A 14,080-nucleotide genomic window follows, 5' to 3' on the forward strand; every position below is an offset into this window, starting at 1 on the left:
TTGATTCTGCCACTATTCAATAGTTCATGTGTTCTAGCAAAGTTGACATGCTCCCGTGAGGAGTGGCTGTCAAATTTGAACCGTTCCAGGATACAATCTGTTTGACTGGGAGTCATCCTTTAAACTGCTAGAATTCTTTGGCAATATAAATTTTGGCAGTTTTTAACCCCTATTTTTTTAGGCTTTGTATGGTGGATACACTGGTTCAAGTGTTGAGGAACGTCCTCCCAAAGCTGAAATAACTACTTGTCTGACACTTGATTTATCATAAACTGGAGTAGCAGTTTCGGGAAACGGCTGGATGCGTAGGCGTTGGCGTAGCCTCTCCAAGAGTTGCCCGTCGCAGACATTGCTACAGGTTGCTTTTATGAGACTTCCAAGAAATAAATTATCCCCAAAGAATCAAATATACAATAGTGCGTGAAAAATCTTTAACCTGGAGTCTGAAAATGTTATGAAAGCAAACTATCCTCAAGGAGTCCAGCACTGATGGAAACAGCAGACATCATTGTGATTGGGAGCGGTCAAGGAGGCATTCCACTGGCAGCTGATTTTGCTTCATCGGGTCGCAAGGTGGTCTTGTTTGAGCGGGATGCTTTAGGCGGCAGTTGCATCAATTATGGTTGCACTCCTTCCAAAGCATTTTTGGCAGCAGCTCATGCCGCGGGGCGTGCCCGTCAGGCAAAGAAATTAGGCATCCATACGGAAGTTGAGGTTGATTTTCCCGCCGTCATGGAGCGAGTGCAGGGAATTCGGAACAGCTTTAACCAGGGTATTCACAAGCGATTAGATGATGCAGGCGTCAAAATCGTTTGCGCTGAAGCTTCCTTTGTTGGTGAACGTACCGTCAGAGGGGGTGATGTCACTGTTCAGGCTCCAATGGTTATCGTTAACACTGGCACTTCATCGCTGATTCCTGATATTCCGGGTCTTGCAGGGACTCCCTACCTGACCAACCGCAACTTCTTTGACTTAAAAGCATTACCACCACGGTTACTGGTAATTGGAGCTGGCTATATTGGATTGGAACTGGGGCAAGGACTGGCGCGTTTGGGCAGTCAGACCCACTTAATTGTGCGGGGCGATCGCGTCCTCGATCGAGAAGAGGCTGATGTTAGCAAGGTCTTAGCAGAAGCATTACAGCAAGATGGGATTAAGCTTCACTTCGGGGTGAATGTAAATCAGGTAGCACACGAGAATGATGTCTTTAGGTTGACATTAAGCAGTGGTGAGCAACTCCAGGGAGAGGCGTTGCTGGTTGTGATTGGACGCAAACCAAATACAGGTGCATTGAATACAGCTAAGAGTGGAATTGAGCTAGATGATAAGGGATTTATCAAAATTAACGACCAGTTCCACACGACCTGTTCTGGAGTCTATGCGATCGGAGATGCTGCCAAACAGCCTGCCTTTACGCATGTGTCGTGGGAAGACTATCGCCGCTTAAAAGCAATTTTGTGTGGAGAAAACCGGACGCGGAGCGATCGCGTCCTTGGCTATGCTATCTACACAGAACCTCAGGTTGGGCGAGTGGGGATGACGTTAGAAGCGGCTCACAAGCACGGCATCAACGCCCGTGCTGTTACATTACCCATGAGCCAAATTGCTCGTGCGATCGAGTGGGGACATGACTTGGGGTTTTACCGCATGGTAATCGATAGTGACACAGACAAAATCTTGGGAGCCACCCTGGTGGGGTATGAAACAGCTGAACTAGTGCATGTTTTTCTGGATCTGATGGAAGCAGGAGCAACTTGGCAGTTATTAGAGCAATCGGTTCATATCCATCCCACCTATGGTGAAGCATTACCTAGCCTAGCAAGGTTGCTGCTTGGAGATAATATGCCAGGTTGTCCAAATATGTGAAGAGGTTTTATTGATGCACAATGGAGAATAACGGATTCGAACCGATGGCCTCTGCGGTGCGATCGCAGCACTCTACCAACTGAGCTAATTCCCCTTAATCAGTGCTGAATTATGAGTCCTGAGTGCTGAGTTATAAGAAATATCACTCTTTCAGATCAATACTCTTTTAGCATCACCGTAGACTATTCTAGCATTCAGTTGCCGATGGCTGAGGCTGTTTTTGAGAATAAACCTTTTGTACGCGTTCGAGTTCCAAATCACTGAGATAATCAACAGTCCAGTTACAGCAGCGCTGGAGCATGTGGAATGGGTAAGTATTCGCTACCCCAACAACTTGCATTTGCGATCGCTTCGCTGCTGCTATACCAGCTGGAGTATCTTCAATTGCCAAACACTCGTGTGGTTGAAGATTCAAGTCAGGATATTCTTTATTCAGGTGTTTCACTGCCAGTAGATAACCATCAGGTTCTGGTTTACTGGTGTTGATGTCATCACCCGCGACGATAATTTTAAAATGTTCAGCTAGTTTAGCGCGGTGGAGTACCAATTCTATTTCTTGGCGAACAGCACCACTGACTAATCCTAGTTTCAGATTTCGCGATCGCACCTGAAATATTAAGTCTGCTACACCTGGATATAAAGGCAGTTTCTCGATTTTTTTTAGTTCCACCGTATAAGCTTGAGCTTTGCGGTACAACAACTGAGTTAAATAGCTTTCGTTAGCTATTCTACCACGATTAGCGAGTAGTTGCCCAAAACAAGCGCGATCGCTACGTCCCAAAGAAGCTTGACGCTCACTTACTTTTTGGGGTTGGAGATTTTCTTCAATGAGAATCTCATCTATTAGTTGTAGGTGGATTGGCTCATCGTTAATGATCACACCATTAAAATCAAAGAGAACTGCCTTTAAACTCATGCCATTATGCCAAACGCTGGAGAATCAAGTCCCTCCAAATCATTATTATCTATTGATGTGGGAGCATACCGCCGAACATTTTCGGTTGCGATCGGTTTAGCGCCGCTAGTTACCTCATTTATCCACCATACATCCTGCGTAGGCGTAGCCCGTCGTAGACATCGCACAGCTTCAAATCCGGCTGAACCCATATTCGCATCTATACTACCAGCAGCATACTCACAAATATATGGCTCCTCAAAAATATCATTAAGCCATTCTAAGTGACGCAGAGTCTTCTGATCCCCATCTAAATATTAATACTTGCCAAGGAGCTATTTAAACAAAGTAATTTTCTTTACAAATTTTAATACATATGAGAAGTATCTGCTTTCTTTGGAGTGAGTGGCTTGACGTTTGTAATTCTTTTTGTTACATTTGTATTACAAATATATTACCCCCTAAAAGTAGTTCTTCAGCTACACGAAAACTGAACTAGGCAAATGAAAGACAATACAATATTTAAATTGCTACAACTAAATAGGTAATGGATTATAAGTCACACCGATAATTAACAGTGCCCAAGACCCAATCCAAACTCTAAAATTTAAAATCCAAAATAGAAACTATTATGCCCTACGAAAAATTAGAAATTACCACACCAGCACCCGTCTTATCTTGGGCAAATCACTCTTTGGGGCCAGAAGAAACCAAGATGGCCAAGAATGTGGCATTATTACCATTTGTATTTAAGCACGTGGCATTAATGCCAGATGTCCATTTAGGAAAAGGTGCTTTAGTGGGTTCTGTCATTGCAACCAAAGAGGCAATTATGCCAGCTGCTGTTGGTGTGGATATTGGTTGTGGTATGAGTGCTATCAAAACAGTATTTACCGCTGAACAACTAGAAGGTAAACTCAAGAAAATCCGTTTGGATATTGAAGCAGCAATTCCTACTGGATTCAACGAAAATAAAGACGTTGAAAAATCTGTCAGCAACTGGCAACACTGGGATGATTTTAAAGACTTGCATCGCGGTGTGCAAGACCTACAAGGTAAAGCAATGAAACAGATGGGTTCTCTCGGTGGAGGAAATCACTTTATTGAAGTGTGCCTCGATACAGAGAATCAAGTTTGGTTGATGCTGCATTCTGGTTCGCGTAACATCGGCAATAAACTTGCCCAGTGTCATATTCACACAGCCAGAGAATTAGCAAAGATGGCAGGTAATAAATTGCCTGACCCGGATTTGGCTCACTTTGTCGCTGGTACGCCAGAATTCCAGGCATATTGGCACGATTTGCAATGGTCACAGAACTATGCGCGTGTTAACCGCGATGTGATGATGGCACGTTTTAAGCATATAGTTGAGAAGCATTTAGTCGGTGGGAAGGCAACTAAACCTTTATTGCAGGTTAATTGTCATCACAATTACGCCGAAAAAGAAGTGCATTTTGACGAGGATGTATACGTTACTCGTAAAGGTGCAGTCCGCGCCCAAACTGAAGATTATGGGATTATTCCTGGTTCGATGGGAGCAAAGTCTTTCATCGTTAAGGGTAAAGGTAATGCCCACAGCTTTTGTTCTTGTTCCCACGGTGCAGGACGTTTGATGTCAAGAAATAAGGCAAAAAACGTCTACACACTTGATGATTTGATTGAGCAAACAAATGGTGTAGAATGCCGCAAAGATGAAGGTGTGTTAGATGAGATTCCTGGTGCTTATAAGCCGATAGAGCAAGTTATGGAAAACCAAGCGGATTTGGTTGAAGTTATAGCAACACTCAAGCAAGTTCTTTGTGTTAAGGGATAAATTTTCAGGGTGGGTAATGCCCACCTGTTTTATTTTTTCAACGCAGAGGTACGCTGAAGAATAAATAATTGTTTTAAGTGAATCGACTGAACAAATAGGGCCATCTGCTAGCACTAGCGAAAATGATAGAAAGTGGAGAATGGAACCTAATTTTCTATTGTATTTAGCCAATTCATCAGATCAGCCTCACTGACAAAATCTAGTAATACTTCACCCAAGTCCTCTAACTGAGCCAAGGACAACTCTTGCAACCGAGATTGTAACTGAGAATTAATTGAACCAAGGCGACGAGTTAATAGACGTATCACTAGCCTTAGTTCTGATTGTCTTCCTTGTTCAATGCCTTGTTCAATGCCTCGTTGTCTACCTTCTTGCAGTCCTTCTTCAAGAATTTCTTGATAAATGGCAGATTCTCTCATATCTTCTCTCCTCAAAAACTGACGAATTAGTTCTGGCTCGAATACCAACCCAGCTAGAAGTTGGGTACATACCGATATACTCTGCTTCGTGGCTTCTTCTTCAATCATACTCACCTGAACTGCTACCTGTTGAAGTAAGCTTTGAGGAGAATCTGTTCGCGCCAAAGTTGCTAGAGGTAATAAACCAGGAAATAACAATAAAGGTTCTGGATCTTGTTCCCAAATTCGGATGATGCGGTAACGGTGGGTAGTATTGCGGGCAGTAAATTGATCTACAAAGACAGCTTCTGAAGTTGTGGGTTTAAGAAAAATTACTACCTGTTCGATATCGCAATTATATTGTCGATATAGTCGCACCCAATAATCCAACATCCGTAGTGGCAAGGGTGGAGTCGATGCTGGTAAAGTTTGAAACTCTAAATGCAGTATTTGATTAGCAGTTTGCAAAAAGGTTACTGAGTCGGCACGAATTGGCTCTTGATTTAATTCTGTTTTGAGAATCTGGATATCCGTTGCCTCAGATGCAAGTAAGTAGCGGATAAAATCTTCTGGATACTGCTCAACCAGATATTTAAGAGTGTTGTCGTATGTCACTTTAATATTAGTTTGGAGATAAACCCATGTAGAGACGTGATATCGCTACATAGTTTGTCTATCAAAAATTTAAGTTTAAGTATTGTTTGTTGTTAACGCTACTTTACGAAAAAGTAATGTTCGCTGATAGCGCTAACATTTAAATTTGGTGTTTTTTCAAAACTACAGTGTCAAAGATTGAGGATTTGTCTCAATCAATTTTGCTAAATCTTGTAGGAACGCCGCAGCATGGGCACCGTAAATAATCCGGTGGTCAGAAGTAATATTGACTTGCATTTGTTGGCGCACGCCAAATAAACCGTCGGGTGTTGCTACCACTTGCGGACGAGATGCCCCGATCGCTAAAATTGAACCTTGTCCAGGCGGTAAAATCGCATCAAATTTATCTACGCCAAACATCCCCAAATTAGACAGGGTAAAGGTACCACTGTTGTATTCTTGGGGCTGTAGTTGTTTTGCCCTGGCACGTTCTACCAAAGACTTCCAAGTCCGCGATAGAGAATATATATCCACTGCATCTGCATTTTGCAGCACAGGTGTAATCAATCCGCCATCATCCATTGCTACTGCTACGGAAATGTTGATATCAGAATGATAAACAATACCCTGGTCTGAGTAACTAGCATTTAAAAGTGGGTGTTTTTGCAATGTCACTGCTACAGCTTTAGCCAGTAGCGCTGTCATTGTCACGCCTTTGGATTTAATTTGTTTATAAAGTTTGTCTAATCCATCGGTGGTAATTGTATAACCGACACGGAAGACGGGCACGGATATGGTGGCTACCATGTTCCGCACTACGGCATTTTGGAAGGTAGTTAGAGGCACGATTTGACCAGGAACAGCCACCGCCACTGGTGTGGCTGCTGGTGTCCGAGGTGCTGCGGGGGCAACTGGGGCGCTGGTTGGTACGGGTGCTACTGGGGCTGCTGGGGCAGGTGCAGGTTGCTTGCCCTTATTGGACAATGCTTCTACATCTTCGGCGACAATGCGACCGTGGGGGCCACTGCCTTGGAGTGTAGTTAAATCAACTTTGAGTTCTTTGGCTAGCTTGCGGGCCCGGGGTGAAACTACAAGCCTTCCTTCTTTGTGGTTAGACCCGTTTTGAGACGCTAAGGCAGGTGTTGCGGCTGAAGCTGTGGCAGCAACTGGTTCTGGGGAAGAGGTAGGAGTAGCAGCCGCGCCGCCGGAATTGGCAAGAGATTTCGCCTGTTCAATTTCAGCTTCCGTTTCGGCGATGAAGGCGATCGCAGATCCTACCAGGGCAGTTTCACCAGCTTCAACTATGATATGGGCAAGAAATCCCTCATAAAAGGTTTCTACATCCATATCTGCCTTATCTGACTCTACAACCACCACTGTTTCGCCTTTTTCCACTTTGTCACCTGGCGATTTCACCCAGGAGACGATTTTGCCTTCGGTCATGGTAGAACTCAGAGCCGGCATAAATACTTCGTGAATGCTCATAGGGTGGTTTGGGAATCAATGGTTTATGGACTTTAACAGCTTTTGTCAGATCGAATTGTATCTTGGCGGGAGAGTTTTGGACTGGAGATTTTATATTTTAAGTTGGGGATTGGGGATTGGGCATGGGGCATTGGGCATGGGGCATTGGGCATGGGGCATTGGGCATTGCTTATTCACTAATGACAAATGACCAATACTTTAGGAACCTAAATATGGCTTAGAGGTCTATAATACAGAACTATCCTCAATGGTTAGCCAATATCTCGATCTTGTTTTAGTCGTTGACTTGCAAAAACCACTACGAGTTTCCCACAGATAAAATGGAATTGCTATTTATATTCCTCATAACTACTGCTTGAAATACAAGAGCTTCTCACAGCTAGAGGATATGGGATACAGTTCAATCTAGAATTCAAAATTGGTAATAAACCTATTTGAAATTCCTGTTTACTTTTATGTCGGCAAAATTAAAATTCTTTTTGATTGTGATACTAGGTATCTTTGCCACTGCTGGCGCTGGAATTTATATTATCCAGCGCCAACCATCTCCACCCATTGTTGAGACTAGTGATGGTCAAACCCAGCAGGTGACAGCAATACATCAGTCTCAAGAAATTGCGGCATACCCAGAGCGTTCCGATTATAAAACTATACCTCTAGAAAAAATCAACTCATCTCTCCAAGGTAGTGATCCTGCTACTCTCGCTCTGAATGCCTTTGAGGACATAGTAGTGGGAGGAACGCGAAAAGTAGAGGTAGATTATCCGCAACGGAATCAAGCCTTTGTGACGATTACGCAAATCAAGCCGGGTGATGATTCAGTTGGTATTAAATATCGAGTTGAGATGACCACCTTTGGGCGATCGCTTTTTATTAGCTCTCCTCCAGTGTGGCAAATTGTTTGGGCTGGCTCCCAGGTGGAATGTTGGGCTGGAAGCCGCCCAAATCTAAAGTTAAATCGCATCTGTCATTAGTCATTAGTTATTGATCGCAAAACAAATGACAAATGACAAATTTAAATGTCGCCGCGAATTTCTTCTACAACGCCATCGCGCAGAACGATTTCGACTTGCATTTTGCTAATTAGGTTATCACCGATTTCTACCCGGAAAAAGCCTTCCATTTGGAATTGGTTGACTTCCTGATCCTGTTGGAGAAACTGCACTTGCTGAAGGTTTTGCAGCAACTGATTTTTCTGCTCTAAAAATTCACTTTTCTTTTGATTGACTTGGAGTTGGATATTGTCAATTTGTTGGAGAGTCTGGGGCCCAGGTGGTTGCAAACTCTGCTTTTGAATTGCCGCGATCGCTCTTTGCCCTTCAACGTCTAGCTGTTGCAGTTGCTGATCAAGTTGATTGATCTGCGTTTGCAGTTGCTGTTGTACTTCCTCTTTCCAGAGGGGAGTAACGATGACTTTGACGTTAACGACGCGTTTCAGGAGCAAATTAGATTTGGAGACATCCATAAATATTTCACGTTCACTCTTTACAGTTAGCAGGTGGAATGATCAGGCAAACATGCCGTCAATAATATCGCGATAGCGTTCCGTGACGACGTGTCGTCGAACTTTCAGTGTTTGGGTCATCAAACCATTTTCTATCGAAAACGGTTCCAGGATGAGTTTAAACGTTCCGATGCGGTCATCCGGTCGATAACCTGGACGATTTTGCACTTCCCGATTTAATTCTTGGCGAAATAAATCCTGGATCATTCTACTCTCCAAGTCAATTTTTTGACTATTTGAGGAAGTAACCTGATCGTTGGGCGTATCCAGCGTTAGATTCTGACTTGCTGCCCATTTTTCTAAGGCTTCGACATTGGGGACAATTAAGGCTCCCAGACTGCGCTGATCTTGGCCGACGAGCATAATTTGATCGATGTATGGCGATCGCAAACACGCATCTTCGATCGGCTGTGGCTCGATGTTTTCCCCATTAGTTAATACAATCGTATCCTTTGCCCTGCCAGTCAGCACCAAATCGTCTTGTGGTGTCAGCCAACCCAAATCGCCGCTATCAAACCAACCTTGGGCGTCAATTGCTTTCGCTGTCGCTTCGGGATTTTGATAATAGCCTTGCATAATCTGCGGGCCTCTCAACAATACTAAGCCTCGCTTCTCTATTGGTAAAGGCGCTTTTGTCTCAGGATCTACGATTTTAGCTTCTGTCGCCGGGAGTGGTAGCCCTGATGCACCAATTAAATTTCGCCAAGGACGCCGTACATGGGTAACAGGAGAAGTTTCTGTCAAACCATAACCTTGCAAAATCTGCACACCAATAATTTCAAAGAAGTTATCTATGTGCCTGGGAAGCGCACCGCCGCCGCTAATCATCTGCTTAACTTGTCCCCCTGTGGCTTCCCGAACTTTGGCATAAACCAGTCGTTCTCCCAAGGCATGGAGGGGTAGTAAAGCTGATGCTTGGATCTTAGCTGCTAATCGTTCGACGGCTGAAGCATGAAGATTATTTAAATCCAATCCCTGAGCGGTTCGCTGCGCTTTGATATATTTTTCGCTAATACCCAATAAAAAGTTAACTAGGCGTTGCTTATTCGCTGGTTGTTCGCGGAACTGCTTTTGCACTCCTTCATAAATCGATTCCCATAGGCGCGGTACACCTACCATGTAGTTCGGTTTAAATTTTCTCAAATCCCCTTTCACAGAGCGCAAATTAGTATAAACTTGCGTGCAACCTTGAGATAGTAGGTAATATTCAACAGTTCGTTCGTAGCTGTGCCAAGAAGGTAGGATACTGAGAACCATATCGCCCACGTTTGGTTGCAATACCGTCCCAAATGTTGTTACTTGGTGCATCAAGTTGTTATAAGACAGCATTACACCCTTGGGTTTACCTGTGGTGCCAGAGGTATAAATTAGGGTTGCCAGAGCGTCACGATTTTGCTTGACTGGCACAAAATGATGATTTCTCCCAATTTCGCTCAACTGTGTAAAGTTCAGCACCTTTAGGGTTTCGTCTGTCGGTGGTGCTTCATCGGAAAGTAAGATGACTACCTGAATTGGTAAATCTTTGAGGCGGTCTTGGAGCTTTTTAAGTGTTTTTAAATCTTCAACTACGATCGCTGTACTGCCGCTATTAGCGATGATAAACAGCAGTTCTTCTTTATCGGCTTGGGCGCTACGCACGGCATCAACTGCTCCAGCTGTCATTATGCCTTGATCGGCAATAAACCAGCGAGGACTGTTGTCAGCAATTAGGGAAATGCGATCGCCTACCTTTACTCCCAAGGCCTGCAACCCAGCAGCAAATAGTTGTACTTGCTCTGCTAGCTGGGTATAAGTAATCACTACTTCTGGTTTAGCGTTAGGGTTGCGGAGGGCGACAACATCGCCAAATTTTTGAGCTGCCAAAGGCCAAATTTCTGGCAGTGATTCCACATTTGTGTAATCTACCAATCGCTTTAACGCTTGGCGTTCTCGCTCACTAATGTTAGATAAAAAAGAAGATGCGGTTTGGGTTTTTGACATAAACCTTACCTAAAGATTTTAAACTGATTATTTTCCAGCTTATTTTGTTATTCCGCTACAATAACCATCCTTATTATCCACATTCCCTTCTGTGTATGATAATTCCAGGAATTCCACGTTTATATTTACAAAAATTTATGTTAAAGTTATTTTACATAGAGTGCAAGCAATGATTGTGTTTGCATCTAAGAACAGCGATCGCCTATTTTTCACAGGAGATGATTACCTATGAATTTTGTAGACACTATAGTGCTAACGCTGCTTAATATTGCTGCTTGCATAGCGTTACCTAAGCTTTTAGCTATCATTCTGGCTGATAAAACCAAACTTACTGAAGCGTTATCGAATGGTTCCAAATTACAAACAGCCAGAGTCGAACTTACCAGTTTCCCTTATTGTACAGCTTACTCATTGACAAATAGCCAATACTGTAAATTCAGTCCTGATTTCTGTGTTAAGTGTTCTCCGAATTGATGAACTATTTGTCAGTAAGAATTACTCAATGCTGCCGACGACCAGCCATTGAATTAACTCTTTCTAATTTCGTCAAATCTCTTATGTTGTTCTATAGTTCGTAGTTGGCGCTTTAGCAAAGACAGCGCCAACTACGAACTTAGTAAATCAAACTTGATAAACCACGACGAGAAAATTTAATTAAATTTACATTGCGTAATATAGTTTAATTGATTCTTGCTTACTTACTTTGATTCAAGTAATTTTCTAGCTGACTCAGTATAATTACCAATTGAAGTAAAGCTATTGATATAACTAATATAACAATTGTGATATCTACTGCATGACAGTCAATCAGCTTGTAATGCCCAAGCAGCAAGAGGTTGGTCAGTTTATTGAGAAACTTCTAGTAGGCTGGGTAAATCAGTTTGTAGTCTGGACTTTAGTCTTTGTGTTAAGCACTGAAGCGCCTACTACGTACCAGGCAAAGTTAGCTTAATGGACTACTATAGCAATCCGATAGCGAAGCGGTAGCGAGTCATCGAGCGTCTTTGATTTCTGAATCACTCGTAGAGGTAAGGGACTGGGGACTCTGGGAAGAAGGAATAAAGGTGTACTGAGTTTTGTTCAAAAATCAAATATGAGTCCTATAATAGTTATTGCAATATTTATAAAGCTCTTTATCCTGAAGCTGCCCGACTAGAGGGCTTACGCCTGATCAAATATAATCATTCGTGAGAAACAAGATCCCCGACTTCTTTGAGAAGTCGGGGATCTTGAAGTTTCAATTCTTAATATATTTATTTAGCTTATATTTAATAAAAGAAATCTAAATTCTGTTCTTAAGCAATTGTACTAATTTTGCTTCAAACTAAAAATATAATCAACACCAATTTTCAAACGGAGAAGATTAATACATGAGTTTGATAGATGGTATATTGCTGACGCTGTTAAATACTGTTGCCTGCCTAGCACTACCTAAGCTGCTATCTGTAGTTTTGTCTCGTAAAAGCCAAAACACTCCATCTTCTACGTCTGCTGTAACATCACAAGATTCCAACTCTGAAATCCCCAGTTTTTCTTAATGTAAGCTGATTATCTATAGATATCGCCTTGATGAGGAGAAAATTTAGTTATTGGTGCAAGGCAATATTTGACAATAAGTTATACATCTGTTGTTTTGGGAAAAGAATGAGTCTGCTAACTGTGACCTTCTACCTGTTATTGTTTTAATCCAAAACGAGAGTTTGATTATTTATTATTTATTTGTTATTGCTGTACTTTTTTTAGGTTTGACGATAATAAAAAATGCAAGTAAAGTAAAAACTAACATTTGCCAAGTCACCAAATTCCAGCCACCAAGATTCCAGCATAATAGACCAATGCTAGTACCTACAGAACCGCCGATAAAATAGGTAGTCATGTAAACTGTATTGATGCGACTATTCGATTTAGCATCAAGAGTGTATATCCTGGCGACATTGGTAACTTGGATTGCCTGTACACCTACATCTAGTAACAATACAGCAATAGCGATCGCTAGTGCAGAATTAGAAGCAATTTTAGCAATTACTAAACTTACAATCACCATCGATACAGCAATAGTCAAGGAACGTTGGGAGTTACCTCGATCGGCTAGTTTACCAAAAACTGGTGCCATCAATGCACCTGCGATCGCCACAAAGCCATACATCCCAATTGTGTCAGATTGAAAATTAAAAGGCGCTCCACTTAAATGGAAAGTTAGCGTTGTCCAAAATGAGCAAAAGACACCAAACAATAACCCGCCAATTAAAGACGCTTCTCTTAATAATGAAAAACGTTTTAATTGTTGAAGTGTTGAGCTTAATAATTCCAAATAATAACCATTAAATTCGTTTTCTATATTAGGCAAATATATATTTAGTAAGACAAGAACAATTAAAATGATTACTGCCGAAAACCCATATACATAACGCCAACTTAACCATTCAGCAATATAGCCACTAAAAACCCTTGCTCCTAAAATCCCAATCAATAAACCAGTAAAAATATTGCCTACAGTTTTGCCTGTAGTTACTCTATCTATACTTGCTGCTAAGGGAAGAATAACCTGAGCCGAGACTGTCGCAATTCCAATTGCGACGCTCAATATCCAAACTTGGATGATGTTTTGTGAAAACGTCATGAATATCAACAAGAAAAATAAACATATCATTAAGCAAAGAATTAATTTTTTCTTGTTGATTTTATCGCCCAAGGGGATTAAAAAGAAAAGCCCCAAACCGTAACCAACTTGCGTCAGCACAGAGATGCTACCTGCTTCGCCTTCACTGACTCCAAAAGATGATGCAATATCTTTGAGGATTGGCTGATTATAATAAACGTTAGCAACACAGACACCAGCTGCGATCGCCATAATCACTACCGGGATTTTAGTTAATCCGTTACTTGAGATTTGTTTTTCCATTAAATCTAAAATTTATACAGGAAAAAAATGGTTTACAGTACAGCTAAAACCAGGCAATAGCGGAGAACTTATATTATCACTACTAAATAAGGTTGCTAGCAAGTTAAGTTGACTTTGTTCGCGCCGACAGACCTCTAGTTTACGCGATCGCCAATCAACAATCCAATATTCTTTTACTCCTCTAGTAGAATAAAGTTTAAGTTTTGCTTCTTTATCTCGTCTTTGGTCTTCGTTGCTAAGAGACAAAACTTCGACTACTAAATCTGGTGCGCCAGTTAAATGTCCCGCTTCATCCAATGTTAGCGCCAAGGTTTCTTTAGTAGCCCAAACTACATCAGGAATCACATTATCTGATTCTGAAAACAAAACGCCGGGATTGATTACAGCTTCTTCTAAACCAGTAGACTCTGACCAAACATCAAGTTGTCGAAAAATCTTGCCACAAGTTTGCTGATGTTTAAAGTGAGGTGCCCTGGTCATAAATAATTCTCCATCAACTATCTCGTAGCGCGTCCCTTCATTTTCTGCGAAGAGTTCCACATCCTGAGTTGTCCAGCGTACTCCTGTATTAAGCATCTGACTCATTGCCTAACTCCTTTAATCTAGCTTTTGTATTTTAATCATAAGATTTAAGTTTAGCTTC

At 42.0% G+C, this 14,080-nt stretch carries 14 protein-coding genes, 1 tRNA gene and 1 pseudogene; 5 read left to right on the forward strand and 11 right to left on the reverse strand.

Going from position 1 to position 14,080, the window contains the following annotated elements:
- Positions 1-177 precede the first annotated feature (177 nt).
- Positions 178-330 (reverse strand): hypothetical protein, encoded by a 153-nt coding sequence (locus tag HWQ44_RS19930; protein ID WP_292722079.1) that lies wholly within the window; start codon positions 328-330, stop codon positions 178-180.
- Between the two features lie 159 nt (positions 331-489).
- Here HWQ44_RS19930 and HWQ44_RS19935 point away from each other — a divergent pair, with 159 nt between their 5' ends.
- Positions 490-1,866: an FAD-dependent oxidoreductase gene (locus tag HWQ44_RS19935; protein WP_292722081.1), complete on the forward strand. Its 1,377-nt coding sequence runs from the start codon at positions 490-492 to the stop codon at positions 1,864-1,866.
- A 21-nt stretch (positions 1,867-1,887) separates the two neighbouring features.
- Here the strand turns inward: HWQ44_RS19935 and HWQ44_RS19940 are convergent.
- The 3 genes and pseudogenes from HWQ44_RS19940 to HWQ44_RS19950 all read right to left on the reverse strand — a co-directional run.
- Positions 1,888-1,960: transfer RNA gene (locus tag HWQ44_RS19940), tRNA-Ala, on the reverse strand.
- A 93-nt stretch (positions 1,961-2,053) separates the two neighbouring features.
- Entirely contained in the window at positions 2,054-2,782 is a 729-nt protein-coding gene (locus HWQ44_RS19945) for an HAD family phosphatase (protein ID WP_292722083.1), read from the reverse strand.
- Positions 2,779-3,088: pseudogene (locus HWQ44_RS19950) on the reverse strand (methyltransferase type 11); the annotation flags it as partial. The pseudogene HWQ44_RS19950 and the gene HWQ44_RS19945, both read right to left, overlap by 4 nt.
- 304 nt (positions 3,089-3,392) lie before the next feature.
- Here HWQ44_RS19950 and HWQ44_RS19955 point away from each other — a divergent pair.
- On the forward strand, positions 3,393-4,574 hold the full coding sequence (locus HWQ44_RS19955; protein WP_292722084.1) for an RtcB family protein: 1,182 nt from the start codon (positions 3,393-3,395) through the stop codon (positions 4,572-4,574).
- Between the two features lie 146 nt (positions 4,575-4,720).
- On the opposite strand, the gene HWQ44_RS19960 is transcribed toward HWQ44_RS19955, so the two are convergent.
- Positions 4,721-5,587: an Rpn family recombination-promoting nuclease/putative transposase gene (locus HWQ44_RS19960; protein WP_292722086.1), complete on the reverse strand. Its 867-nt coding sequence runs from the start codon at positions 5,585-5,587 to the stop codon at positions 4,721-4,723.
- A 162-nt stretch (positions 5,588-5,749) separates the two neighbouring features.
- On the reverse strand, positions 5,750-7,051 hold the full coding sequence (locus HWQ44_RS19965) for a dihydrolipoamide acetyltransferase family protein (RefSeq protein ID WP_292722089.1): 1,302 nt from the start codon (positions 7,049-7,051) through the stop codon (positions 5,750-5,752).
- Positions 7,052-7,506: 455 nt separating this feature from the next.
- On the opposite strand from HWQ44_RS19965, the gene HWQ44_RS19970 reads away from it, so the two are divergent.
- On the forward strand, positions 7,507-8,025 hold the full coding sequence (locus HWQ44_RS19970) for a hypothetical protein (RefSeq protein ID WP_292722091.1): 519 nt from the start codon (positions 7,507-7,509) through the stop codon (positions 8,023-8,025).
- Positions 8,026-8,066: 41 nt separating this feature from the next.
- Here HWQ44_RS19970 and HWQ44_RS19975 read toward each other — a convergent pair whose 3' ends face one another.
- Positions 8,067-8,516, reverse strand: a complete 450-nt coding sequence (locus HWQ44_RS19975) for a YlqD family protein (protein WP_012412623.1) — start codon at positions 8,514-8,516, stop codon at positions 8,067-8,069.
- Positions 8,517-8,558: 42 nt separating this feature from the next.
- A complete protein-coding gene (locus tag HWQ44_RS19980) occupies positions 8,559-10,535 on the reverse strand; it encodes a long-chain fatty acid--CoA ligase (protein ID WP_292722093.1) in 1,977 nt (658 codons plus the stop codon).
- Positions 10,536-10,763: 228 nt separating this feature from the next.
- Here HWQ44_RS19980 and HWQ44_RS19985 point away from each other — a divergent pair, with 228 nt between their 5' ends.
- Together HWQ44_RS19985 and HWQ44_RS19990 are read left to right on the forward strand one after the other, a co-directional pair.
- Complete coding sequence (locus tag HWQ44_RS19985) at positions 10,764-11,009, forward strand: hypothetical protein (RefSeq protein WP_292722095.1); 246 nt, start codon at positions 10,764-10,766, stop codon at positions 11,007-11,009.
- A gap of 322 nt (positions 11,010-11,331) precedes the next feature.
- Positions 11,332-11,487, forward strand: a complete 156-nt coding sequence (locus HWQ44_RS19990; RefSeq protein WP_292722098.1) for a hypothetical protein — start codon at positions 11,332-11,334, stop codon at positions 11,485-11,487.
- 411 nt (positions 11,488-11,898) lie between these two features.
- Here the strand turns inward: HWQ44_RS19990 and HWQ44_RS19995 are convergent, their stop codons facing one another.
- The 3 genes from HWQ44_RS19995 to HWQ44_RS20005 all read right to left on the reverse strand — a co-directional run bounded on the left by HWQ44_RS19995 (position 11,899) and on the right by HWQ44_RS20005 (position 14,022).
- Positions 11,899-12,048, reverse strand: a complete 150-nt coding sequence (locus tag HWQ44_RS19995; protein WP_292722101.1) for a hypothetical protein — start codon at positions 12,046-12,048, stop codon at positions 11,899-11,901.
- A gap of 198 nt (positions 12,049-12,246) precedes the next feature.
- Positions 12,247-13,437, reverse strand: a complete 1,191-nt coding sequence (locus HWQ44_RS20000) for an MFS transporter (RefSeq protein ID WP_292722104.1) — start codon at positions 13,435-13,437, stop codon at positions 12,247-12,249.
- A gap of 12 nt (positions 13,438-13,449) precedes the next feature.
- Entirely contained in the window at positions 13,450-14,022 is a 573-nt protein-coding gene (locus tag HWQ44_RS20005; RefSeq protein ID WP_292722106.1) for a Uma2 family endonuclease, read from the reverse strand.
- Between the last annotated feature and the right edge of the window lie 58 nt (positions 14,023-14,080).

This window comes from Nostoc sp. JL34 (assembly GCF_017114945.1).
GTDB lineage: Bacteria > Cyanobacteriota > Cyanobacteriia > Cyanobacteriales > Nostocaceae > Nostoc.

What these genes read in the sequence shown, in the direction of transcription:
- HWQ44_RS19935 (WP_292722081.1), top strand. Translation starts at nt 490, where the DNA reads ATGGAAACAGCAGACATCATTGTGATTGGGAGCGGTCAAGGAGGCATT.
- HWQ44_RS19945 (WP_292722083.1), bottom strand. Translation starts at nt 2,782, where the DNA reads ATGAGTTTAAAGGCAGTTCTCTTTGATTTTAATGGTGTGATCATTAAC.
- HWQ44_RS19955 (WP_292722084.1), top strand. Translation starts at nt 3,393, where the DNA reads ATGCCCTACGAAAAATTAGAAATTACCACACCAGCACCCGTCTTATCT.
- HWQ44_RS19965 (WP_292722089.1), bottom strand. Translation starts at nt 7,051, where the DNA reads ATGAGCATTCACGAAGTATTTATGCCGGCTCTGAGTTCTACCATGACC.
- HWQ44_RS19970 (WP_292722091.1), top strand. Translation starts at nt 7,507, where the DNA reads ATGTCGGCAAAATTAAAATTCTTTTTGATTGTGATACTAGGTATCTTT.
- HWQ44_RS19975 (WP_012412623.1), bottom strand. Translation starts at nt 8,516, where the DNA reads ATGGATGTCTCCAAATCTAATTTGCTCCTGAAACGCGTCGTTAACGTC.
- HWQ44_RS19980 (WP_292722093.1), bottom strand. Translation starts at nt 10,535, where the DNA reads ATGTCAAAAACCCAAACCGCATCTTCTTTTTTATCTAACATTAGTGAG.
- HWQ44_RS19985 (WP_292722095.1), top strand. Translation starts at nt 10,764, where the DNA reads ATGAATTTTGTAGACACTATAGTGCTAACGCTGCTTAATATTGCTGCT.
- HWQ44_RS19990 (WP_292722098.1), top strand. Translation starts at nt 11,332, where the DNA reads ATGACAGTCAATCAGCTTGTAATGCCCAAGCAGCAAGAGGTTGGTCAG.
- HWQ44_RS20000 (WP_292722104.1), bottom strand. Translation starts at nt 13,437, where the DNA reads ATGGAAAAACAAATCTCAAGTAACGGATTAACTAAAATCCCGGTAGTG.
- HWQ44_RS20005 (WP_292722106.1), bottom strand. Translation starts at nt 14,022, where the DNA reads ATGAGTCAGATGCTTAATACAGGAGTACGCTGGACAACTCAGGATGTG.